The 23,818-nt window shown below is 41.6% G+C and carries 19 protein-coding genes; 13 read left to right on the plus strand and 6 right to left on the minus strand.

What is annotated here, in order from left to right; genetic code table 11:
* Positions 1–9 precede the first annotated feature (9 nt).
* The 5 genes from D0T85_RS05935 to D0T85_RS05955 all read left to right on the plus strand — a co-directional run bounded on the left by D0T85_RS05935 (position 10) and on the right by D0T85_RS05955 (position 3,279).
* Positions 10–618, plus strand: a complete 609-nt coding sequence (locus tag D0T85_RS05935) for an HAD family phosphatase (RefSeq protein WP_163211200.1) — start codon at positions 10–12, stop codon at positions 616–618.
* A 40-nt stretch (positions 619–658) separates the two neighbouring features.
* Positions 659–1,561: a bifunctional riboflavin kinase/FAD synthetase gene (locus tag D0T85_RS05940; RefSeq protein ID WP_163211202.1), complete on the plus strand. Its 903-nt coding sequence runs from the start codon at positions 659–661 to the stop codon at positions 1,559–1,561.
* A 10-nt stretch (positions 1,562–1,571) separates the two neighbouring features.
* Positions 1,572–2,255 (plus strand): M15 family metallopeptidase, encoded by a 684-nt coding sequence (locus D0T85_RS05945; RefSeq protein ID WP_163211204.1) that lies wholly within the window; start codon positions 1,572–1,574, stop codon positions 2,253–2,255.
* 110 nt (positions 2,256–2,365) lie between these two features.
* Positions 2,366–2,593 (plus strand): DUF3791 domain-containing protein, encoded by a 228-nt coding sequence (locus tag D0T85_RS05950; RefSeq protein ID WP_163211206.1) that lies wholly within the window; start codon positions 2,366–2,368, stop codon positions 2,591–2,593.
* Positions 2,590–3,279, plus strand: coding sequence for a DUF3990 domain-containing protein (locus D0T85_RS05955; protein ID WP_239060649.1), 690 nt, complete (start codon positions 2,590–2,592; stop codon positions 3,277–3,279). Before D0T85_RS05950 ends, D0T85_RS05955 begins: the two co-directional genes overlap by 4 nt.
* Here D0T85_RS05955 and ccsA read toward each other — a convergent pair.
* The 6 genes from ccsA to D0T85_RS05985 form a co-directional block, all read right to left on the minus strand.
* Positions 3,276–5,510, minus strand: coding sequence for a cytochrome c biogenesis protein CcsA (ccsA, locus tag D0T85_RS05960; protein WP_239060650.1), 2,235 nt, complete (start codon positions 5,508–5,510; stop codon positions 3,276–3,278). The two genes, D0T85_RS05955 and ccsA, sit on opposite strands and share 4 nt — an antisense overlap.
* Entirely contained in the window at positions 5,495–6,424 is a 930-nt protein-coding gene (locus tag D0T85_RS05965; RefSeq protein ID WP_163211208.1) for a sugar phosphate isomerase/epimerase, read from the minus strand. The genes ccsA and D0T85_RS05965 overlap by 16 nt, the downstream gene beginning before the upstream one ends.
* Before the next feature lie 276 nt (positions 6,425–6,700).
* The gene (locus tag D0T85_RS05970; protein WP_163211211.1) at positions 6,701–8,068 is read right to left on the minus strand and encodes a Gfo/Idh/MocA family oxidoreductase; all 1,368 of its coding nucleotides are present in this window, start codon (positions 8,066–8,068) and stop codon (positions 6,701–6,703) included.
* 327 nt (positions 8,069–8,395) lie between these two features.
* Positions 8,396–9,949 (minus strand): SUMF1/EgtB/PvdO family nonheme iron enzyme, encoded by a 1,554-nt coding sequence (locus D0T85_RS05975; RefSeq protein WP_163211213.1) that lies wholly within the window; start codon positions 9,947–9,949, stop codon positions 8,396–8,398.
* A gap of 96 nt (positions 9,950–10,045) precedes the next feature.
* Complete coding sequence (gene nadB, locus D0T85_RS05980) at positions 10,046–11,611, minus strand: L-aspartate oxidase (protein ID WP_163211215.1); 1,566 nt, start codon at positions 11,609–11,611, stop codon at positions 10,046–10,048.
* Positions 11,612–11,648: 37 nt separating this feature from the next.
* Positions 11,649–12,443 (minus strand): helix-turn-helix transcriptional regulator, encoded by a 795-nt coding sequence (locus D0T85_RS05985; RefSeq protein WP_163211217.1) that lies wholly within the window; start codon positions 12,441–12,443, stop codon positions 11,649–11,651.
* Positions 12,444–12,639: 196 nt separating this feature from the next.
* On the opposite strand from D0T85_RS05985, the gene D0T85_RS05990 reads away from it, so the two are divergent.
* The 8 genes from D0T85_RS05990 to D0T85_RS06025 all read left to right on the plus strand — a co-directional run bounded on the left by D0T85_RS05990 (position 12,640) and on the right by D0T85_RS06025 (position 23,774).
* Entirely contained in the window at positions 12,640–13,602 is a 963-nt protein-coding gene (locus D0T85_RS05990) for a Lin1244/Lin1753 domain-containing protein (protein ID WP_163211219.1), read from the plus strand.
* A gap of 361 nt (positions 13,603–13,963) precedes the next feature.
* Positions 13,964–15,730 carry a bifunctional DNA primase/helicase gene (locus D0T85_RS05995; protein ID WP_163211221.1) on the plus strand — a complete coding sequence of 589 codons (1,767 nt, stop codon included), beginning with the start codon at positions 13,964–13,966 and terminating at the stop codon, positions 15,728–15,730.
* 11 nt (positions 15,731–15,741) lie between these two features.
* Entirely contained in the window at positions 15,742–15,981 is a 240-nt protein-coding gene (locus D0T85_RS06000) for a DUF4248 domain-containing protein (RefSeq protein ID WP_163211223.1), read from the plus strand.
* Positions 15,982–16,319: 338 nt separating this feature from the next.
* On the plus strand, positions 16,320–16,817 hold the full coding sequence (locus D0T85_RS06005; RefSeq protein ID WP_163211225.1) for a DNA-binding protein: 498 nt from the start codon (positions 16,320–16,322) through the stop codon (positions 16,815–16,817).
* Positions 16,818–17,020: 203 nt separating this feature from the next.
* The gene (locus tag D0T85_RS06010) at positions 17,021–17,122 is read left to right on the plus strand and encodes a smalltalk protein (RefSeq protein WP_163211228.1); all 102 of its coding nucleotides are present in this window, start codon (positions 17,021–17,023) and stop codon (positions 17,120–17,122) included.
* A gap of 82 nt (positions 17,123–17,204) precedes the next feature.
* Positions 17,205–17,594, plus strand: coding sequence for a hypothetical protein (locus D0T85_RS06015; protein WP_163211230.1), 390 nt, complete (start codon positions 17,205–17,207; stop codon positions 17,592–17,594).
* A gap of 28 nt (positions 17,595–17,622) precedes the next feature.
* The gene (locus tag D0T85_RS06020; RefSeq protein ID WP_163211232.1) at positions 17,623–23,532 is read left to right on the plus strand and encodes an RHS repeat-associated core domain-containing protein; all 5,910 of its coding nucleotides are present in this window, start codon (positions 17,623–17,625) and stop codon (positions 23,530–23,532) included.
* Entirely contained in the window at positions 23,532–23,774 is a 243-nt protein-coding gene (locus D0T85_RS06025; RefSeq protein WP_163211234.1) for a hypothetical protein, read from the plus strand. Before D0T85_RS06020 ends, D0T85_RS06025 begins: the two co-directional genes overlap by 1 nt.
* The last annotated feature ends 44 nt before the right edge of the window (positions 23,775–23,818 follow it).

Genomic DNA, 23,818 nt, shown 5'->3' on the forward strand with positions numbered 1-23,818 from the left:
GGGCAACCAATGAATAAAAAAAACATAATCTTCGATCTGGGTGGCGTACTGGTTGATTTAAACCGTGACAGATGCATGAATAATTTCAAAGCACTCGGTTTTCATAATATAGATGAATTGATTGATCCTTTTGAACAGGAAGGAATATTCATGCAACTGGAAAAAGGTATCATCACCGCAAAAGAGTTTAGAGAAAAGATTCGTGAAGAACTGAATCAACCTCTTACCGATGCGCAGATAGATGATGCCTGGAATAGTTTTCTGGTTGGATTTCCATCGTACAAACTAGATTTATTGCTTGAATTACGTTCGCAGTATAAATTGTACTTGTTAAGTAATACCAACGAAATTCATTGGGAATGGTGTAAGGAACATGGATTTGCATATAAAGGATATAACGAAAATAACTTCTTCGAAAAAATATTCTTATCCTTCGAGATGCAAAAAACAAAACCAAGTGCTGCAATATTTCAGACGGTATTAAACGAAACTGATATTATACCCGGCGAAACATTCTTTATTGATGATTCTCCTGCTAATTGCGAAACAGCAGAGATACTGGGTATTGCAACATATACCCCCAAACCGGGAGAAGACTGGAGTCATTTATTTCATTGAGTTATTAGTTACTCATAACTCACAACTCATTACTCATAACATGAATATAAAACCATGTGTAGCATCAATCGGCTTCTTCGATGGGGTTCACAGAGGACACCGTTATTTGATTGAGCAGGTTAAACAGGAAGCTGCCAAAAAGGGGGTAGCCTCGGCATTGATAACATTCCCTGTTCATCCGCGGCTGGTAATGGATCAATCATACAAACCCGAGTTATTGACCTCGCACAAAGAGAAGCTAAACCTGTTATCGCAAACCGGACTCGACTACTGTATTGTTTTAGACTTTACTCCGGAAATGTCTCGTCTTTCGGCAAAAGCATTCATGGAAACCATTCTGAAACAATACAATGTTTGCGGATTGGTTATTGGCCATGATCACCGGTTTGGACACAACCGTTCGGAAGGTTTTGATGATTATTGCCGCTTCGGAAAAGAGCTGGGGATTGATGTTATTCGTGCTCGTGCCTATGTAATTGATGATACAACAATAAGCTCTTCTGTTATTCGCAGGCTTCTGCAACAAGGAGAGGTTAGCCAAGCCAACAGTTACCTGGGATATAATTATTTTCTTGAAGGGATAGTAACAGGTGGGCATCAGGTGGGCCGTACACTTGGGTTTCCTACTGCCAATTTAAAGATAGACTCTTACAAACTCATCCCTGCCGATGGTGTGTATGCTGTTCGGGTATCTGTTGCCGGGAAAGAATATACAGGGATGTTGAATATAGGTCGCCGACCCACTATCGACAATGGAACCGACCGTACTATAGAGGTTCATATTCTTCACTTCCATTCGGACATTTACGATTTCCCTGTCAAGCTCTCTTTTGTTGAGTTTATACGTCCGGAAATGAAATTCTCCGGTAAAGAAGAGTTGAGGGCACAGCTTCAAAAAGATGCCATCCGGGTTGAAGAGGTTTGTAAAAAGTTCAATGATTAAACCGATTTGTATGTTAAAGCTTTCTTATTTCATATCATTGCTATTGCTTTGGTTGCTACCTCTTCAGCATGCCAAGGCACAACATAAAAGCAAAACTGCTCTCCAGTTTGAATCTTTAGGATTGGTTAATCTCAAAGAACTGGATAATACATTCGAGGTTTATCTTTTGTATGCCACTCCCGATAATTTCATCGGCGAGGTTCTTTATGATGATCTAACAGAGGCTTACTTGCATCCGGCTGCTGCCACTGCATTATTGAAAGCTCAAAAAAGTTTGAAAGAGCTACACCCCGGTTATACGCTTATTATTTATGATGCTACCCGTCCAATATCTGCGCAACAACGCATGTGGGATTTTGTGAAAGGTACTTCCAAGTATATTTATGTGTCTAATCCTGCCCGTGGAGGCGGACTGCACAACTATGGCCTTGCTGTAGATGTTAGTATCCTTGATGCCAACGGCACACCTTTACCCATGGGTACGGAAGTAGATCATCTGGGAATTGAAGCCCACATAAATAACGAAGACAACCTGATTAAAAGTGGTAAAATAACCCAGAAGGAAAGAGAGAATAGAATTTTACTGCGGAAAGTAATGAGAGCTGCCGGGTTTAGAACAATCAGCAGCGAGTGGTGGCATTTTAATTATACCACCCGGGATGATGCAAAGAAGAATTATAAGTTGATAGATTAGGATTGGCTCCAGATATAATTGTTGTAATTCTAAGAAAATATTGTATTTTTGTGTAGAAACGTTGTTTAAAGACCAGGCTTTATCGAACTGAAATTTAAATATACTCCAATATGAATATAGAAAAAAAGACAAATGATAAGATTAGTTTTATAACTTTCATTATCATAGAATTTGCAGAGGCTTTCAAAATGAAGAAGACCGACGCTTATCAATACCTGAAAAAATATGGAGGTTTAGATTTTTTGTTTAAACATTGGTGGGCATTACATACTGATGATAAATATTTCACTTTGAGAGATTTATATTCTATTTGTCTTGAAAATGGTGGACAACGATGAAAGTATATCACGGAAGTTACACAGAAATAACAGAAATTGATTTATCCAAATGCGAAAAAAATAAAGATTTTGGGCAAGGATTCTATGTTACTAAAAACAAAAAACATGCCGAAGAATGGGCAGAACGAATAGGAAATCGTCATCGCACTTCGGGTATTGTTACAGAATTTGAATTTGGTAAGTACTTGTATCTTGAAAAAGACTTCAATACATTACATTTTTCGGACTATTCCGATGAATGGCTTGATTTTATAGTTTTAAATCGTACTAATAAAACAGATGAACCCGCACATGAGTATGACTATATTGAAGGACCTATAGCAGACGATAAAATATCTCGAAGAATATACGATTATCTTGATGGAATTGTTTCTAAAACTGATTTTTTGAATGAATTAAAGTACCATGAACCTACACATCAAATATGCTTTTGCACAATCAAATCTCTACAATTGATAAGTAAACCAAGTAGAAAGCCTATTAGTGCAATAGAAACAGTTGTTGAACATATTGTTATTCAATTAATCGCAGAAAATATAGATGAAGAAGTTGCTATAAATATAGTTTATAATTCTGATACTTTTATTCAACTAACAGATGAAGCGACTAACCTTTATAAGAAATCATGGCAAGAAATATATGAGTTATTAAAGCAAGAATTGAAAGAGAAAGGATTGCCTACTTAACCATACGAATGCATCCCACTAAGCAAATAATTCACCCCAAAATACGTCATTAACACACAAATAAAGGCAAGTACCGAAACAAGATTAAAGAGGAAAGGATTATCCCATTTCTTTACCAGGCGTAAGTGAGTAGCAACAACATACACAATAAGTGTAATAAGTGCCCATGTTTCTTTAGGATCCCACCCCCAGTAACGACCCCACGACTCGTTGGCCCAGATGGCTCCAACAAAGATACCAATTGCCATAAAAGCCAAACCGATGAGGAGAGACATTTCGTTCATTATAGTAAGCTCTTTTATGCGAAGTGCAAGCAATTTGGTTTTGGTTTTAATACGTAGCAGAATTAAATTGGTTATTCCGAATAAAAAGCTAATCCCGAAGAAACCGTAGGCAGCCATTATAACAGCAACGTGAATCATTAACCAGGGCGACTTTAACACAGGCACCAATGGGGTTATTTGGGGGTTCATCCAGTTAAGGCCCGACACAAACAGAATAACCCCGGCAAATAGGGCCGACAGTGCCAATGGTAGTTTATGCTTACGACTAAACAGTAATCCGCCTAAAACAACAAAGAAAGAAAGCAGTATCATGGTTTCGTACGAATTGCTCCACGGTGCGTATCCTGCAATGTACCAACGCATAATAATACCTGCCAGTTGAATAAACAACACCACCCATAGGTGTATGGCAAGTACCTTGGCTACCCAGTTAATGCGCTTTGTGTTACGGAATAATATCAGCAAACAAACAATTAACAAAGAGGCACCAAGTGCCAGATACAACCGCTGGCATTTCTTGAAGATATCTACTTTGTTGTAAAGAACTTCGGCTTTTAACTTGTGCGGATGGATATTGCCTGCTGTATCATGCTCGTTCTGCCAATTGCTGATTTGTAACAACGCATCATTGGCTGTTTGCCAGTTACCACTTTTAACGGCATCGATAACCGACGACCGATAATGCAATATTAACTCCTCGGCATCGTTGTTCTTGAACGAAAGGCCATCTACCAAAAACGAATTGATAAGCTGATAAAAGATATTGATTTGCTCATCAAGCTTAATTAAATCCTTATCGTATTTTGTTCGTTTGTTGGGTGGCTTGGCAAAAACTTCGGCCAAATCGCCTTCCAGTTTGTAGTTTCCATTCGAGTCGAACATTTCGGCAAAGGAACAATACTCTTCGTTCAGATCGTAATTAAATGCAATGTCTTTGTTCGAGTAGGCTATGAATGGAATATACATCCATTTATGTGATTCGGCAAATACGCTGAGCAAAAATTGGTCGGACGTGTATACACCTATTGTGGACGATTTATGAAGCTTACGCAGTATTTCGGACGAAAAAGTGTTTACCGGTTCTACTCTGCCTTTTCCCGATTGTATGGGAAGCAAACCAAATAAGCGGGCATGTTCTTTGTTTATATCATTGCTTTGCAAAAATATTTCGGCAGCATATACTTGCGCATTGAGGGTTAAGGGGGCAAACAGAAAAGCAACTATTGTTAAGTGCTTTAGTTGGCGGGCCAATCGTCTGAAACGGGTGTTGCTTCCTGTGAAACAGCATATAAAGCCAATGAATAACAGCAAGTAACCGGTATAGGTTATGTTGCGTCCGGCCACATCTTTATTCGCCGACAGAATGCTGCCTTGCAGATCTTTATCGTAAGATGCCTGAAAGAGCCGGTATCCTTTTATATCGAGTACATGGTTCATCGAGATGTTTTGTTCTGTTTCCCGGCCATCGGCATGAATAATCAATTTACTTTGATAAGACGACGGACTGGACGAGCCCGGATAACGTTCGAGGTTGAATTTAACCAATGTAATTTTGAATGGCAACAGATGAAGTTCGCCTTCAATGCCGTTTTGCACAATCATATAATCGGTGGTTTCGCCTTCGCGTAAATGAATAGTGCCTTCTTCACCAAATACATGGGTTACCAGTGCTCCGGTAACGATGATAACAAAGGAAAGGTGAACCAGCAAAAAGCCCCATCTTTTTAATTGCAACAGGTTGTGTTTTATGGATACAGCAAAGAAGTTTACTATAATCAGCCCATATAATATGTAAAGAATAGGAGAGTAATAAACAAACGCCTTAGCCACCGGCGTGCCACCGTACTTTTCGATAACAGTGGCAAACGCCAGCAAAAAGGCATATATCAGTAATAGGTATATACTGGTTTTGTAGGACGAAAGTGTTTGTTTTAAGCTTTTTCCCATTGTTCGCGAAGTAGTTTTACCGATTCGGGAACAACGATGTTACGATCGCCCTGGCATCCGCATTCGTAGCTAACGTACTTGTCGTAGTTTAGCATTTTTAGTGCCTTGAAGCCGTCGATGTAATTATCGGCATCACCGTCTTCGCCCGGCATGCTGCGACGCTTACGACTGGCAATGTGTACATGTTGCAGATAATCGCCGGCAGAGAGGAAGGCACCCATATCCGATGTTTCTTCCCAAGTCATGTGCCAGAAGTCACCCATACAACGAACGCCGGGATTGTTAATGTCTCGGCAGATGGAGGCTGCATCGGCTACCTGACGCATATAGAATGCTTCTTTGCGGTTAAGCGGCTCAAAGATAACTGTGGTTTTATGCTGCGCTGCATAAGTACCCATTTCGTTAAACTGCTCGCACAGAAAATCGCGGGTTTCGGGTGTGTGGGGCAGTACCGGAACCTGACTGTTGAAAGCCGGCACAATAATTACACCTGTTGAACCTAGTTGGCCGGCTGCGGCAATAATTTCTTTCATTGTGTCCATACATTGTTTGCGTATGGCCGCATCGGCAGAAAGGATAAACCCTTCGAAGCCGGCACAGATGGCACTTACTTTAATGTTGCGTCCGTTCAGGGCTTGCTGTATTTCGTTTACACGGCCGGCAAGTCCCCGGCCACCAGGCTCGAAGCCTACAATGCCAAGGTTTTCCATATAGTCGAACTTCTCGTTCAAACTGTTGCCCGGGGCTATGCCTTCTTGAAAGGATAACTTAAGTTGGGCTGTGCTGTTGCAACAGGCTTTCTCGTCTTTGTTCTTAGTAGCCGATGAACAGGAAATGGTTGTTGCGCTTCCCAAAGTTAATAAAGCTGCTCCTGATAGGGAGGTTTTGAGGAATTTTCTTCTATCTAATGACATAATTATGAGTATTGAGTTGTGAGTTGTGAGTTTTGAGTTGTGCTATTTCATGACAAAACTAGGTAGTCAGCTTGTGATTTAAAGTGGTCGAATTCGACCACTTTAAAATGGGGACTATTTATCACTTCTCAACTATTATGAGTATTGAGTTGTGAGTTATGAGTTGTGAGTTATGAGTTGTGAGTTGTGAGTTGTGAGTTATGAGTTTTGAGTTGTGTGTTATGTGATGGCACCGCATGGTACTCACAACTCATAACTCACAACTCAATACTCATATTATTTTCCTTTCCCCGGCACAGCCACCACAAACGAACTCATATCCATCTTACCCAGATTAAGATCGGCAGGAGTATAATCCTGTGGTGAGGCAATCATCTGATCCCAGGTGGTTTGTGCGCCAGTGTAAGCCGACTCGCGTCCCATAATGGCAGCCATGTTAGAAACGGCAGTTTCCGAAGCCTGTTCGAGTGGTTTGTTTGTGCGGATGTGGTTTATCCAGTTTACATGCTCCAATACATAAGGGTCGTGTTGTGCAAACGATTCATCTTTTTCGTACTTCCAGATAACGTTACCGGCAAGGTCTTTAATTACGGTTTCGTTGTTAGCGGTAGACCATGAACCTTTTGTACCCTGAATAAACTCGCTCACATTGTTGGCGCATCCGTCTATCTGACGGCACATACTATGCAGGTGTATACCGTTTTCCATAACGAAATCTATGCTGAAGTTATCGTATTGGTCGCCAGTAATGCGGCGCTGACGAGAACCGAATCCTACTGCACTAACTGGTTTTAAACCGCTGAACCATGTAAACACATCAATGTTATGGCAGTGTTGCTCTACAATATGATCGCCCGATAGCCATTTCCAGTTTACCCAGTCTTTAATCATAAACTCGGCATCTGTCCAGTTCTTCTGACGTTCGCGATACCACAACATGCTTTGGTTCCAGTAAACTGCACCTCCGGTAATTTCGCCAATGGCACCATCCATAATTCTCTTGTACGATTCTACATAATTACGTTGATGATGACGTTGGGTTCCTGTTACCACCGATAGATTTTTGGTTTGGGCCATGCGTGCAGCCTGAACAATGATACGGTAACCGGCAGGGTCTACACAGATGGGTTTTTCAAGGAAAGAGTGTTTTCCTTTTTCGGTAGCGTATTTAAAATGTATGGGGCGGAAAACAGGAGGGGTGGCTACAATAACCACATCTACTCCGCTATCAATAAGTTCTTTGTATGCGTCGAGTCCAACAAAACGTTTGTTTTCGGCAATATCTATGCCCCGTTCGTTCTTTAGTCTGCCGGCCAGGTTGTCTACCTGCTCTTTGAAGGTATCTGCCAGGGCAACAATTGTTACACCATCGGCAGCATCGAGGAAGTTGAAGGCTGCACCCGAACCACGTCCGCCGCAACCAATTACTCCGGCTTTTAGCTCTTTACCTGCACCTGCTTTATCAACAAGGTTAGGAATGTAATATGTTCCGGGTTCTTTTAATGGCGCATTGGCAGCACCCGGTTTTTCGCTTCCACCGCATGAGGTTAATACTGTGCTTCCACCGGTTCCTAGAACTCCGGCTGTACCGATTAGTGCAGAGCTTTTTAAGAAAGACCGTCTGCTCATTTTTTCTTTTTTCATGATTTTAAATTTCCTGTTTAATGGTTAATATTTTATTTGTGGTTGTTTTGAAACGCAGATTAACGCAGATTAACGCGGATTTTTTATTTCGATGCCGCATAGTGTTGTATATACACCAATCCATGCGGCATAATTTTCGATTTTACTTATTAAAGTATCCATCATAATATCAAATTAAAAACTCTGTGTCTCTGTGCCTCTGTGTTCTAAATTAGCACATTGGCATATTGGTTTATTTTGAAACGCAGATTAACGCAGATTAACGCGGATTTTTATTAAATTCATAATCTGCGGAAATCTGCGTTAATCCGCGTTTCAAAAAAAGTATTACTCTTCGCAAACCACCCTAAACCCAATGCCCCTTATATCCGAGTACCACCAGATACTCTTTGGTTGTTGCGGGTCGGTTTTTAGCCAGGCATCGTGTTCGGTATGGCTGCGGGCGGCACAACGCAGGTCGGCAGCATCCGATGTGTAGTTACCACCACGTACTACCCACTCGGTACCTTCGGTAACAAGCGGATTGGTTACGTTTTCGCCTCCTTTAGTGTAGGCATCGGCACTATATTTATCGGCACAGTATTCCATTACGTTTCCAAGCATGTTTTTCAGTCCAAACGGATTGGCTTGTACTTCGGTAGGTTGCTGTGTGCGGTTTTTGCTGTTCTTTTTGTAGATCACATAATCCGAAATCACCTCTGTATCGGCATTGAAGAATTTACGCCAGAAACCCTCGTCGGAGAATTTCTTGGGGTTACCCTCGAAGAAGTAAGGCGTCTCTGTTCCGCCGCGTGCGGCATATTCCCATTCGGCCTCGGTTGGTAAGCGGTATTTCTTTCCGGTTTTCTTCGATATCCATTGGCAGAATGTTTCGGCAGCGTAGTGCGTCATGGTTATAGCCGGACGGTTGCCGCCACCCCATCCCTGATCGGGAAATCCAAACGGAGGTGTAGGACCTGTTACCACATCTACATCGGGGTTGTTATTGTTTAGGAATACAACTTCGGGCGGGGTACGGCCTTCGCTCATGGTTTCGCGATAAAATGCCCAGTACATATCCCAGGTAACTTCGGTTTCGGCCATAAAGAAACGGTCTAGTGTAACATTGCGTACGGGCGATTCATCTTCCTTGTGGAATTTCTCTTTCTCGTTGCTACCCATCTTGAACGAACCGCCGGGAATAGCTACCATCTTAAACGAAACCGGTGTCCCGGGTATCTGTTCGGTAAATGTTTCGAAAGCGGTTATGGGTGTAGCAGTTTTAAAGAACAAACTGGTATCAATCTGAGCAGTAGATTCGCCGGGCAGGCCTGCCATGTGGCTATGTTGGTAATTGGGGTTGTAGTGTCCGGCATCGAGGTGGCAACTGATGCATTGCAGGTCGAGTTTTTTTTCGTTCTCTTCGTAATAGAGGTGGGCAATGATGCCATCGTCTGTAATACCTTCGGGCAGCAAATTGTGGTGACACTCTTTGCACGATTCGTTAGGGATGTATTTTACGGCATGTTCCAGTTGCGATTTGGCTTCCCAATCAATCTCGGCACTATCTTTGGTGAGGTATCCCCATACATCTTTTACACCCAGTTTCAGCTTGGCGGTATAGTGCGCCCATGTTTGGTTTTTAGGTGGAAGATGACAGTCGACACAGTGGGTACGGGTACCGCTGCCGTTGTTCATGTGCTTGGATAGTTTCCAACTATCTTCGACATGCGGATGTATGTGGCACGAAGCACACGACTCGTCTGTTGAATAGTAAACCGATGTTTGGTATAACAGTGCAGATAAACCTATCCCTAACACACCCCCCAGGATGAGATAAAACGATTTACGCTTATAAAACCGTTTCTTTTTTCTTTTGTTTTTATAGTAGTTTGTGGCCATATTTAGTTGAGAGTTGAGAGTTGAGAGTTGAGAGTTGAGAGTTGAGAGTTACGATGCCGCATGGCAACTCTCAATTCTCAACTCTCAACTCTCAACTCATTCATGTGGGTAATCTATCGTATAATGCAGCCCCCGGCTTTCTTTTCGTTCAATAGCCTGGCGCATAATGAGGTATCCGGTATTGATTACGTTTCGGAGTTCGCAGATATCGCGCGAAACGAAGCTGCGTTTAAAGAGGCTTTCTGTTTCTTCGTAAATAATATCTAAACGGTCCCAAGCCCTTTTTAAACGAAGATCGGAGCGCACAATGCCCACATAAGCACTCATTATCTGGTTAACCTCTTTCATGCTTTGGGTAATGAGTATCATCTCTTCGGGCGAGGTGGTTCCTTCATCGTTCCACTTGGGTATTGCCTCGTTATAATTGTAGCTGTTTATTACGTTCAAACTGTGTTTGGCGGCAGCATCGGCATAAACCACGGCCTCGATAAGCGAGTTCGATGCCAACCGATTACCCCCATGCAATCCCGTACAGGCACACTCGCCAACGGCGTACAGCCGCTCGATGGACGATTGTGCATCATCATCAACCAATATACCACCACAAAGGTAATGGGCGGCAGGTGCAACAGGAATATAATCTTTGGTGATATCAACGCCCAGACTCAGGCATTTTTCGTAAATGTTGGGGAAGTGCGCTTTGGTTTCTTCGGCATCTTTGTGTGTAACATCAAGATACACATGGTCGTCGCCACGGTTTTTCATCTCATTGTCTATGGCCCGTGCAACAATATCGCGCGGTGCCAACGACAAGCGTTCATCGTACTTCTGCATAAACTCCTTGCCATCCATGGTACGCAACACAGCCCCATATCCGCGCATGGCTTCGGTTATAAGGAACGACGGCCTATCGCCCGGATGGTAAAATGCCGTAGGATGAAATTGCACAAACTCCATATCCTTTACCGTTCCTTTGGCGCGGTAAACCATGGCAATACCATCGCCTGTGGCCACCAGTGGGTTGGTGGTGGTTTGGTACACAGCCCCAATACCGCCCGTAGCCATCAGGGTTATTTTGGCCAGAAACGTATCTACCTTACCCGTGTTCGAATCGAGTATATACGCGCCATAGCACTGTATATCGGGCGTTTGGCGGGTTATTGTTTTGCCCAGGTGGTGTTGGGTAAGTATTTCAACAGCAAAATGGTTTTCAAATATCTCTATATTAGGATGCTTTTTTACGGCTTTAATAAGGCTATCTTGTATCTCGGCCCCGGTACTATCCTTATGGTGCAGGATGCGGAACTCGGAGTGGCCCCCTTCTTTGTGCAGGTCGAACTCGCCTTTCTCGTTTTTGTCGAAGTCAACCCCCCAGCTAATAAGCTCTTCAATTTGCTCGGGTGCTTCGCGAACCACCTTTTCAACAGCAGCCCTGTCGCTTAACCAATCGCCGGCAATCATGGTGTCTTCGATATGCTTCTCGAAGTTATCGACCAGCGTGTTGGTTACCGAGGCTATGCCCCCTTGTGCAAAATATGTGTTGGCTTCTTCGAGCTCTGTTTTGCAGATAAGTGCTACACGGCCTTTACCAGCCACTTTCAAGGCAAAACTCATACCGGCTATGCCCGAGCCTATAACGAGAAAATCGAATTTCTTTATCATGATTCACGAAAAACTATAATGCCCACAAAGTTATAAATTATTTCCTTATTCCTATCTTTCCTTTTACCTCTTCTAGCTGTTCTTGTAAATCATCAAATTTCTTTTCCAGGTTATCCAGTTTTTTGTAATACGTTTCTTGTATATTCGGCATTTTAGCAGTGAAATACCACTCGGCTCGCAATATAGTATGTAACTCATCTTGATAAATGTTGAAGTTAGGATAAGTACCCTTATCGGCATTGTCGGACATGCAGACAATAAATCCCCGCTCGCGCAAACGGTTTTTAAGACGTTTTACGTAGGCCGAACCTTCGACTGTACTAATTACATACACATGGTTGTCGACAATGTCCTGCCACTCGCCACGATCTAATAAACGTACAACCAGATAGCCCGAGTCTAACATTGTTGGCGCCATACTTTCGCCCCGCACGCGGATGCAAAGGTAGGTAGCCCCCCGGCGTATCATGCTATAGGGCATCTCTATCGTGTCTTCTATCTCTAGGTGGTTAGAGTTTTCGTATCCCACAGCTCCTGCAGCAGCGCCTATATCTACAATGGGGATCGAAACCGTATCTTCGCCATATTTATTTACAGATTTATCGTCGCCCATCATAGGGCCTTTGCCCGATAACAACCAGGCATCATTTATACCCAGAGATTTTACCATCTTCTCAAGCACATCTTGCTTAGGCAATACCCCCTTGTTAATGTAGCCGCGAATATTGCCTTCGCTGCTTCCTACCAGTGCGGCAAACGTTGTATTTCTTCCGTTTCCGAACTCTTTTACTAAAATAGCAATGCGTTCGCTTATTGATTCGGGATTTTCCATAATTAATTTTAGTGTTGTTGAAAAATAAACGCGAAATCTCTTGCATCATAATAAACTTAATTACGATATTTGCAGCGAGAGATTTGTTGAACTCAGGAACAAATATAGGGATTATTCTTTGATATATCCTAAATTAGTTCTATAAAAAACGCGAAAACAATAAAAATAATCGAATTTACAAACTAATTAAACTAGAATGATGATGAAAACAAGAACTTATCTTCCTATCGAGACCGATATTTTAAACGATGATCGCATGGGCGCATTGGTTAACAACATGGGTGTGGCCGGTTATGGCATTTATATGATTTTATTAGTTGAACTGCGCAATCACAAAGATTACTGCTTTGGTAGCGAATCGCTGAAGATAATTATGCGCAAATACAACATAAAACGAGCCAAAATGGAAGCTGTTTTGTACGATTACGATCTCTTTACGATCGACCAAACGGAAAATGGCAGTCTGCTTATTACTTCTGATTATGTTACACGGGTTATGCGTAATTACAATGATGCAATAGCTAAACGCAGCATAGCCGGAAAGAAAAACGCAGACAAACGCTGGCAGAAAGAAAATGGTAATACCATGGCAACAGAACAGAACAAAACAGAACAGAACAAAACAGAACAAAACAAAACATCAGAAAAAACAGAAAAAAAAGAAACTGCTGCTGTTGCTGCTGCTGATATTGATATTGCTGCTGTTTATGGAAACGAAATCGCCCTTGTTGATTTCAAGAAGCAACACATCGGCTGGGAAGAATATCTGATAGAGGCACTGAACGATCGTACCTGGATGGAGCTTCAGGCTAAACACTCGGGATTGGGAATGCGGTTCGTAAAGTACGAAAACGACATTGTACGCATGTTTATGGACCATGTGTTAACCCACGGCAAAGAGTATGGATTGCACTCGGTGGGCGAAGTAAAATACTACTTTGCCAACTTTGTGAGGCAGGCAACCGCCACCAACAAACGCATTACCGACGAACTGGACAGAATTGAACTGGACGAAAAAACAAACAGCCAATACCGGTTCGAAGATATTGATCCCACAACCGGAACCCGAACATACTACGGCAAACCAATCCCAGCCGAAGCACCACCCCGACCCAATAACAACGCCATCTGGATAGAAGAAGTGCAACAGTGGATGTAGGGAATTGAAAATTGAGAATTGAGAATTTTGGGGGAAGGTATATAGCATTGGCTCACGGAGGTATATAGCATTGACCATCGGAGGTATATAGCAACAGGGTGCTGGGCTATATAGCATTGGGGTTCGGTCTATATAGCATTGGGCCTCAGGAAATCCAGAAGAGTTATCCGGGTGATAAATCATCCCGGCAAACTATCAGGCTGATAAATCAGCCACTAGACTTTGTGATTGATTTAGTCTAAAGGCTGATTTATCAGCCGGATCATTTGCCGGGAGCATTTATGCCCCGGATCATGAAAATGGATGATTGATAAAAAACCAACAAACTTAAAAACTAGAAACTATAAACTCAAAAACTAACATGATTAATTTCGAAAAATACCAAATACACACAGATGGCCGTACCAGTGGCCGGATGAAGACTTTTTGCCCCGAGTGCCATGCCCAACGCAAAAACAAACGCGACAAATCACTAAGTGTTAACCTCGATACCGGACAAGTGTACTGCCACTACTGCAATTGGAAACTCAATGTGCGGTGGGAAGAGCGACCCAAACCCGAGCCCTATATTGCACCCGTTGCACAAACAGTAGTGCTTAAAACCGAACATGTGGAGTGGTTTTTGCGGCACAGAGCCATCCCCGCCAGTGTGCTTACAACAGCCGGCATAACATCGGCCGAGGAATTTATGCCGCAAACCAGGAAAAAAGAGTGGTGCATTTGCTTTAATTACTACGAGGGCAACCGACTGGTAAACACAAAATATCGCGATCTGAACAAGAATTTTAAACTGATTAGCGGAGCCGAGCTGATTCCGTATAACCTGAACGGCATTCTGAACCAACCGGAATGCATTATTACCGAAGGCGAGATAGATGCACTGTCGTTCATGGCAATCGGCCGTACGGATGTGATATCGGTGCCCGGTGGTGCCAACAACAACCTGTCGTGGATGGACAGGTTTATCGAATCGCACTTCGACGACAAGAAGGTGATTTACATCTGCACCGATACCGACCGTAAGGGTCAGCAGTTACGTAACGAGCTTCTCCGACGCCTCGGTGCCGAACGATGCCGCATTGTTGATCTGGCTCCCGCCAAGGATGCCAACGAAGTGTTAACCGCCCCACACGGCAGCGAAGCGCTGAAAGCAGCCTTGGAAAACGCACCACAAGCACCGTTAGAAGGTGTTTATACGGCCGAGGACTTGGGCGATGAGCTACGCACGTTGTTCGAGAACGGCTTGGGTAGCGGTGCCGATACGGGTTGGGAAAACCTGGACCGGATTTGCACCTTCGAACCCGGACGTATTTGTGTTGTAACCGGTATTCCAGGCTGTGGAAAGTCGGAGTTTGTCGACGAGCTGGTGCTTCGGCTTAACCTGCGGCATCATTGGCGGGCAGCATTTTTCAGTCCCGAGAATATGCCGTTGGTGTATCATCTGCAAAAGCTGGCCGAAAAAATTATAGGGAACCGGTTCTACAAGCACTCGCTTTCTGAAGTGCAGTATCAGGCAATCACCAATTATCTGCAAGAAAACATCTCGTTGATTTTGCCTAAGGAAGATTTTACGGCAGCCAACATCCTGGCCAAAGCGCGCGAGCTGGTGCACCGGCGGGGCATACGCACGTTTGTGCTCGATCCGCTAAACTGTATTGAGCACCTCATCCCCCACGGGGATACGGAAACCCAGTACCTGAATAGCTTTTTGAACGATCTGGTGAACTTTGCCCGTCGCAACCACTGCCTGGTGATTTTGGTGGCGCATCCACGAAAAATGCCGTTCGACCCCAATACCCGGCAAACAGCTGTGCCCGATATGTACGACGTCAGCGGGTCGGCCTCGTTCTACAGCAAAGCCGATTTTGGTATTGTGGTAGAGCGCGACCGTGTGAACGAGGTTACCCGCATACATGTAAAGAAAGTAAAGTTTAAACACTTGGGCGATAAGGGGATAGCATCGTTTGTTTACAACAGCATCAACGGCCGTTTTACCGAATGCAAGGAGGTGCCCGGACGAGCGGGAGCGGGCAGCATTGAGTTTAAACCGCAACCATTCGACTTTAATAGCTGGCTACCCAAGGAGGTGGAAATGCCGGCTTTGGATTTTGAAAGACACAATACATAATTGGGGAAACCATGGAAGAATTAACAGTAAATCGGCCATTTGTTTGTAAAAGCTACTCGAAGAAGGAGCTGGCACAGCTTTATTTGCCCTATAACGCCGAGTCTACAGCGATGAAGAAATTCAATAGCTGGTTGCAGGAGTCTCCGCAGCTTTGGAGTCGGTTGCAAGAAGCAGGGGTAGGGCCTTGTACACGGTATTATACTGCCACCCAGGTTCAGTTGATAGTGAGCTACTTGGGCGAACCGGGATGATTTTTTGAGACACGGATTACGCGGATTACACGGATTTAAAAACACGGATTAAATACGGATTAAGTACACGGATTATTTCGAAGTATATTAATCTGTGTTTTTAATCCGTGTTTTTTAATCCGTGCAATCCGCGTAATCCGTGTCTAACATAGAACAACAAAACGATACTTTAACTTCTTTTAGATATTTATTTCGGCGTTTCTTTCCATTTCTCGCCGTTTCTCGCCATTTCTCGCCATTCGCTATTTTGGGTACCGTATCTTTGTAGTGTTGAAAGATAAGAGCTCAAAACTAACAACGAAACAATCAAAAACTAACAAACTTAAAAACTTTAAATTATGAGTATTCCAGTACAACGTTACAGACGTAACAAAATCCTTGGCGATCAAACTTCGCCCGAGTTATTTTACTTAAAGCCGGTGGCAGGTCAAACCCGCGTTTACAGCATCGACGATGTGGCTGCCGAAGCCGAAACCGTGGGTGCACTTAGTGCCGAAGATATGGTGCACGCTATGAAGTCGTTTATCCGTTCGCTTCGCAAGATTCTTGTCAGAGGCGACAAGGTGAAGATTGAGGGCTTGGGCACGTTTCACACTACCTTCAACTGCATCGGCGCAGAGGAGGAGAAAGATTGCACAGTGAAAAACATCCGAAAGGTAAATGTTCGCTTCTCGGTAGATAACACGCTTCGTTTGGTGAACGAGAGCAACGCTACTACACGTGCAGCAGATAACAATGTGAGCTTCTACATTAAGGGCGAAACAGTGACTTCTTCGGGTGGCAACTCCGGCGGCGGCGATGATTCAGGCGGCGGATGGATTGATCCAACGGCTTAAGCGGCAACGTGCCGCAGCGAGGGTGGCAACGTGCCACAGCGAGGTTTCCATGCGGATAACTTCGTAATTTAATCAACTTTTCAGGGGAAGTATTTCGAGTGATTTGCAGGTGCAGGAACCTGTGAATAGCCCTTCCTGCATGCTTCTCCGAAAGGTGGAATTAAACTAAAACTAGTAACTAATAGATTAAAACTTAAAACATAATGAAGATAAATAGTAAGGCATGGGATGTGATTCTTAAGGTGATAATTGCTGCGGTAAGCGCGCTGGCAGGGGCGCTGGGGGCGAATGCGATGAGTCTGTAAGAATTACAATGCAGATGAGGGTGTCATAAGCAAGACACTCTCATTAATATTAACAAATTAAAAATTTAAAACATACAAGACAATGAAAAAATATATTCTTATTCTTTTGGGATTCTTGTTTATTCATATTCCCAAAATAACTTCTCAAACACCTCTGGACATCTCATTAAACCCTAATGGTGTAATTTATGACCTGAGCCCACTTTCAGTGAGAGAATTAACATCGCAAACTTCGGATCATCCCGAATTGGATAAAGGAAGATATCTGTTTGTTTTCAGTTCACAAGGTTCCAGTTATACAAGGACCTGTACGCCAACAATTAGTTTTGAAACTCAAAGAAAAGATTCTAGCGGTGGAAATGATCTTATTAATGATGGAACTATTGGTGCAGATGATACTGGAACTGGTGGCATAACTTTTACTTACGACTCACGCGGTAACCGTACATCACGCAGAACCGTACCGCTTTAAATTACAACAAATTTAAAAACGAATCAATATGAAACATATATTTATTAAAGGAATTATAGCATGTATATTATTACATCTTATTCCAACTCAAACTTTTAGTCAAACAATAGCCGGCTTAACCTATGTTACTCCGGTAAACATCGATACCTATAGTATCAATACCGACCTTAGTACAAATAACACATCTTATGATTTTAAAGTAGGTTCTACCGGATCGGCAAATTTTGCTATTCCAATAGCTTTGCCTATTGGTAATGCCGGGCTCACACCTTCCTTATCTTTAGTGTATAATAGTTATTCAGGCGAAGGGATGGCTGGACAAGGTTTTAACTTATCCTGCCTGTCGTCCATTACCCGTGCCGGTAAAGAGTATTACAACGACAAGACCAATACAGCAGTGCAGTTAAATAACAACGATCAGTTTAAACTGGATGGTATGCGTTTATTAAAAACAAATACTGTTGGCAATGGATTGCAAGGAGCCGAATATGCTAAAGAAATTGAAGATTTCTCTGTAATAACCTGCCATGTAAACTCAGGAAGTACAGGGCCTACTTACTTTGTAGTCACCACAAAGGAAGGAGATAAATATTACTACGGTAATTATGGCGACACAAATGCTTACCAGAAATCTTCGTCGAACGCAGCCATTATCAGCTGGTATCTGGCCCGTCACGAAGATACCTATGGAAACTATGTGCAGTATAACTACGAACAAGACACCGATAATGCCGATGTTTGGTTAAAAAGCATAGCATATACTAAAAACAGTGCTACAACATTTCCAAAAGAGAATAAGGTTACATTTACATACAACCGGTTTAGCAATGTTTCTACAGGGTATTTAAAAGGTTGCCAGGTGAAGCGCGATAAAATACTGAAGGAGATTGTGGTAACAACAGGAACAACAACTATCCGTAAGTACCAATTAGATTATATCACTGATAAGGAAAAAACAGGGTATCCACGTTTAAATAAGGTAACCGAATATGGAAAAAACAATGAAGCTTTAAACCCCATTATAATCAATTGGGGAAAAAAGGGAAACCCAGCTATGGGGCCCGACCAGTTTAACGGTAACGGCAGTAACATTGTTAGTATGAAGAAAGTAGATTTCAATAGTGACGGTATTGATGATTTGCTTATAATTTACAAAAGGCCGATATACAATGGTAATGGAACTTTATCGGACTACAGCGATTATCACTGTACAATAGACTATGGCAGCGTAGGCGGCGGTAGAGCCGAAGGAATGATTGGCGGTGTAGAATATCTCCGTAATTTTGATGTACTGGCAGGCGACTTTAATGGCGATAAGACTATAGACCTTGCTATAGTAAAAGATGATGGTAAATACCATATATGGAAAGGTTCAGTAAATAGCAAAGGAGCACCGGTATTTACCGACACAAATTTACGTGTTCCACGTATAACCGTCACTCCATCCATAGAACATGTTGCTGATTTCGATGGCGATGCTAAAGACGATATTTACAGCGGAACTACCTGCTATTTCTTTAACGATAATCTAACATCGTACACCAGCATGTATGCACCGGTTACAACTCCCGGTTACAATAATGATGAAACTACCATTATTGATTTCGACGGTGATGGTTGTACAGAAATAGTTGCTTTCGACAGGTATCGTCCCAGAATAATTGTGAATAAAGTAAGCAATGTAGCACCTACGGTAATTCTTGACAAGTGGTTACATATGTTATCATTGAATATACAGGGGAATATACAATTTTTTGTTGGTCATTTTAACAACGACCGCTATGCCGATGTACTTATATCGAATGGAAAAGGTGGAACTGGATATATTGGTGAGTTTACCCTTTTTACCAACAACGGAGCATCAGATTTCATAATTAAACGAGGAGTTGCCAATAGAACAAGCACAAAAACCCTGTTTGCCATTACTGATTATGATAAAGATGGAGTAATGGAAATGCTGGAGTTTACCAGTTATGCCGACGAGGGTTTAAAGAATAATAATATAACCCCCAGTATATACAATGTATATGTAAGTTGTACAAAATTTAATGGTGAAAGAGGCGTAACAACCAACATGAATTATCATACTCTGCATCTTTCCGATCCTATAAATCCTGGTCCCGGATATGTAGTGCAGCCAGGTTATTACTTATATAACCAAAAGGTGTACAAGTATCCGAAGTCATACGAAATGATAGCAGGTAATTTTACAGCCGACGGAAGAACAGAGTTGCTATTTATGAACTATTTTACACAACCCGATGGTAGCACATTAATAAAAAGAAACATACTGTCGCTAAGTGAAAATGACAGATCGGATTTAATTACCGATATTGTCGATGGCAACCATTCTGTTCGTTCTATTCAATACGAATCATCGTTGGGGTCGAAAGTAGGAAAAAAAAGATACCACAGTGTGTATTATACCGATTGGAGCAAAAATCCACCCAATATGCCAACAGTATCAAATATAAAGCTTACCAATAAAAGTAAGAATATTGTAATGGAAGATAAATCGTACGAATATAAAACGCCATTATACCGAAAGTCTGGCGCAGCCCGCTTCATGGGATTTGCACAGGAGATAATTACCGATAACTTGTATAATACAGTGCGAACAAATACTTACAATGCAATAAATGCATTTGTATACAATAGAAGTTCGGAAGAAAAAACAAATAGTTTATCATCAGTATTATATGAATGTGTATATTTCAGTAGTAGTTATGCATACGGAAGGATTTATCCACGCTTGTACATGACTCGTGAAAAAAGCAATCTGACACAACAAGATATAACAACCATTTTTTCTAATGATAATCATGGAAATATTATCCAAAAGAATATTTCCTATAAGAATGGGGCAAATAGTACAACCGAAAACCATACCATGACGTATCTTACTTTTGGTCGATATCCGTCCAGAGTAGCTACTCATTCGGTGGTGTACAAAAAGTCGAATATGCCTGATATTACCCGCAATAAAACCTATACATACAATGCAAAAGGCAAAGTGAGTACCGAAACCAACAATGGACATACCATTGAGTATGGATATGATGGCACCACCGGATTACCAACCAGTGTAACAAAAGTAACAGGAACAATTCGAAGAGTAACGCAGTATGCATACGATGCTGAAAAGAAATATATCAATAAAATTACCGGACCAACAGGATTAATAAGTAGTTTTACTAGAGATGAATACGGAAATCCGCTAACAGAGAAAGCACCTGGTAACCTAACTACCCAATACAGTTATGATAACTTTGGCCGGGTTATACGTATTACAGCTCCTGATGGCATAATTACTACTAATACTTATGGCAGAACAGACACTGAGTCTCCTGCAAATACGGTTAATTATGTAAGTGTTCAATCGAATGGATCATTTGCAGGCGCACAACATCTGGATTGTTTCGGAAGAACTTTACGTGAAATAAGTCCGTTATTAAATGGTAAAAAACAATATATTGATTATATTTACAATTCTAAAGGTCAATTGTTAAAAGAAGAAACTGTGTATCCTTCTGCATCAACTACCCCAACGCATCGTATTACTTATACATACGATAATTATAACAGAGTAACCAAACTGGTTTCTTCTGCCCGTAATGCTGTGGGTAGCACCGGATTCACAACCACTTATAACTATTCCGGACCAAGTATATCCACTACTACTGTTTACGGTAATGCAGCCGATACAAAAACCAGCACTCAGGTCTATAACTGTTCCGGATTGCTGGAAAGCGAAACTGACAATAGTGGAACAACTTCATATACTTACGATGCTGCCAGCAACCTGATTAAAACTGTTACAGGAGGATATGCCATTGAAGCTGCATACAATACGTATGGATTACGAACCAGTTTAAAGAATTCCGATAGTGGAACATCAACTTACAAGTACAATTTATTTGATGAGTTGATTGAAGAAACCGATGCTGCAGGTAATATAACTACTTATACCTATAACAACAATGGTGATGTAGTGACTCGTAAAGTTGGTGGTAAAACAACCACATATACCTATAATGCAACTTCGGGACTTCCGACTAAAGTTGAAATGGCCGGACACAAAATAGAGTATGTGTATGATAACCTTTACAGGGTTACCAAAGAAACCCAGACTATTGGTACTGAGGTTATGGCCAAAAGTTATAGTTACGATACAAAAGGAAGGTTGGCTACCTACACCAGCCCATCTGGTTTAGTGCAGAAAAATGTATATGATGCTTATAATGATTTAACTGAAATCAGAAATAATGCCAACAATGCATTGATCTGGAAAAGAAACGTAGTTGATAACCGGGGCAGAATAACCCAGGCACTCAATGGCGCCAATAAGCAAATTAATTACACATACGATAATTTCGATAACTGTACGCGTATACAAGTACCTAATGCCATTGACTTTGTATATACTTACAACGACAGGGAGTTACTGGCATCGCGTAATGAAAAGTACTATGTAAATGCAGCTTGGAGTGGCTTTACCGAAAGTTTCGGTTATGATAAACCTGAGAGACTGACTTCGAGCAAAATTGGAACGAGTGCTGCTAAAACGGTAACATATAGGGAAGGCAGTAAGATAGATAATAAATCTGATATTGGTACTTATTATTATTCGGCAGGCAAAGGACAAATCAGACGCATCGTTCCTGCCAGCGGCTATACAGCACGTAATCAGGATTTAACGTATAATGCCACCAATCGGGTTGCTTCTATTACCGAGAATGGCTATACCTGGAATTATGAGTACGATGTGTTTAATGCGCGTATGAAATCTACTCTAAAGCAATCATCAACTTTAAAGAAAACCCGCTACTATTTTGGAGATTACGAAAAGGAGGTAAATGCTACAAATGGAGTTGCAACTCATACGGATTATATATATGCGTATGGTGATTTAGTGGCAATGCAAAAGAAAACAGGTACCACCGCTACATTATACTATACTTATACAGATAATCTGGGATCAATCCGATGTATAACCGATGCTTCGGGAAACATTGTACAGCAATTAAGTTATGATCCGTGGGGTAAAAGAAGAAATCCAACCACAGGAGCGGTACTTACAGCAGCACAATTAACCAGTGCGTCGAGTATTAGCAGCCGGGGATACACATTGCATGAACATATTGATGAAATGAATCTGATTAATATGAATGCACGTATTTATGATCCGGAGTTGGGCAACTTTATCAGTGTGGATCCAAAGGCTGAGAAGTATTTCTCAAGTAGTGCGTATACATATTGTGGTGGTAATCCGATGAATGCGATTGATCCGACGGGGGAAGATTGGTATAGAAATGGAGATGGGAGTGTTTGGGTATGGAAGGACACTCAAGACAGTGATATCACTGTCACAATAGAAGGGGATGAAGGTTCTGAGACAATACAATTGTTTAACTATGGCTCCTCATATATTTCTTATCTAGATGATGGAACTACATTATTCTGGGATCAGAATAAATTAAGTTCGGTAAGAGAACCGCAATACTTTGAGTCTGGGGAAGTCGGATTTTGGGAGAATATAAGCAACTCAAATAATTTCTTTTTAAACTTAGGTTATAATATTGCGAATGACTTATACATTGTCTCTCAATCTTTTACATTTGGAATGGTTGGTGAATATAATACTAATGAATTGACAGGAAAAAGAGCATATAAAAACCTAGATGGAAGTTCTAACTATAAAGGTATTGATTCTTTTATTAGCGTTGCTAATAGTTTTATACATCCGGCAGGAGTATCGAGATACATGAACGTATATCAACAAACTATTCCTAAAGGACTTCTCAACATCAACTATGTTAGTCAAGGAAAATGGTATTCTACAGGATTAAATTTTGGGTTAAAAACTATAAATTCTCAGATAGCGGGAGGTAAAATAGTTAAGCAGATAAAAAATATAAACTCTAATAATTCAGAATAATGGATGATAGTTTTATAGATTTATTTTATGATCTTATTGCAGATCCGATAGGTGTTTATACACGTTATTTCTTTTTTAAATTAATACGCAAAGAAAAAAACTTAGAATATTTGAGAGGTAATTCTGTTGATCCATCAAATAATTTAAGTCATACAACAATAAATTTTATCGTTGGAATAGCTGTTTTATGTTCCATTATTTTAGGAATTGCATACTTGTTATTTATTCTCGGATTATTATAATATGTCTTGCTTAACATAGGCTAATACTAACATCTCGACAGATG

Origin of the sequence: Bacteroides sp. 519, assembly GCF_010500955.1 — a bacterium.
Taxonomy (GTDB): domain Bacteria; phylum Bacteroidota; class Bacteroidia; order Bacteroidales; family Bacteroidaceae; genus Bacteroides.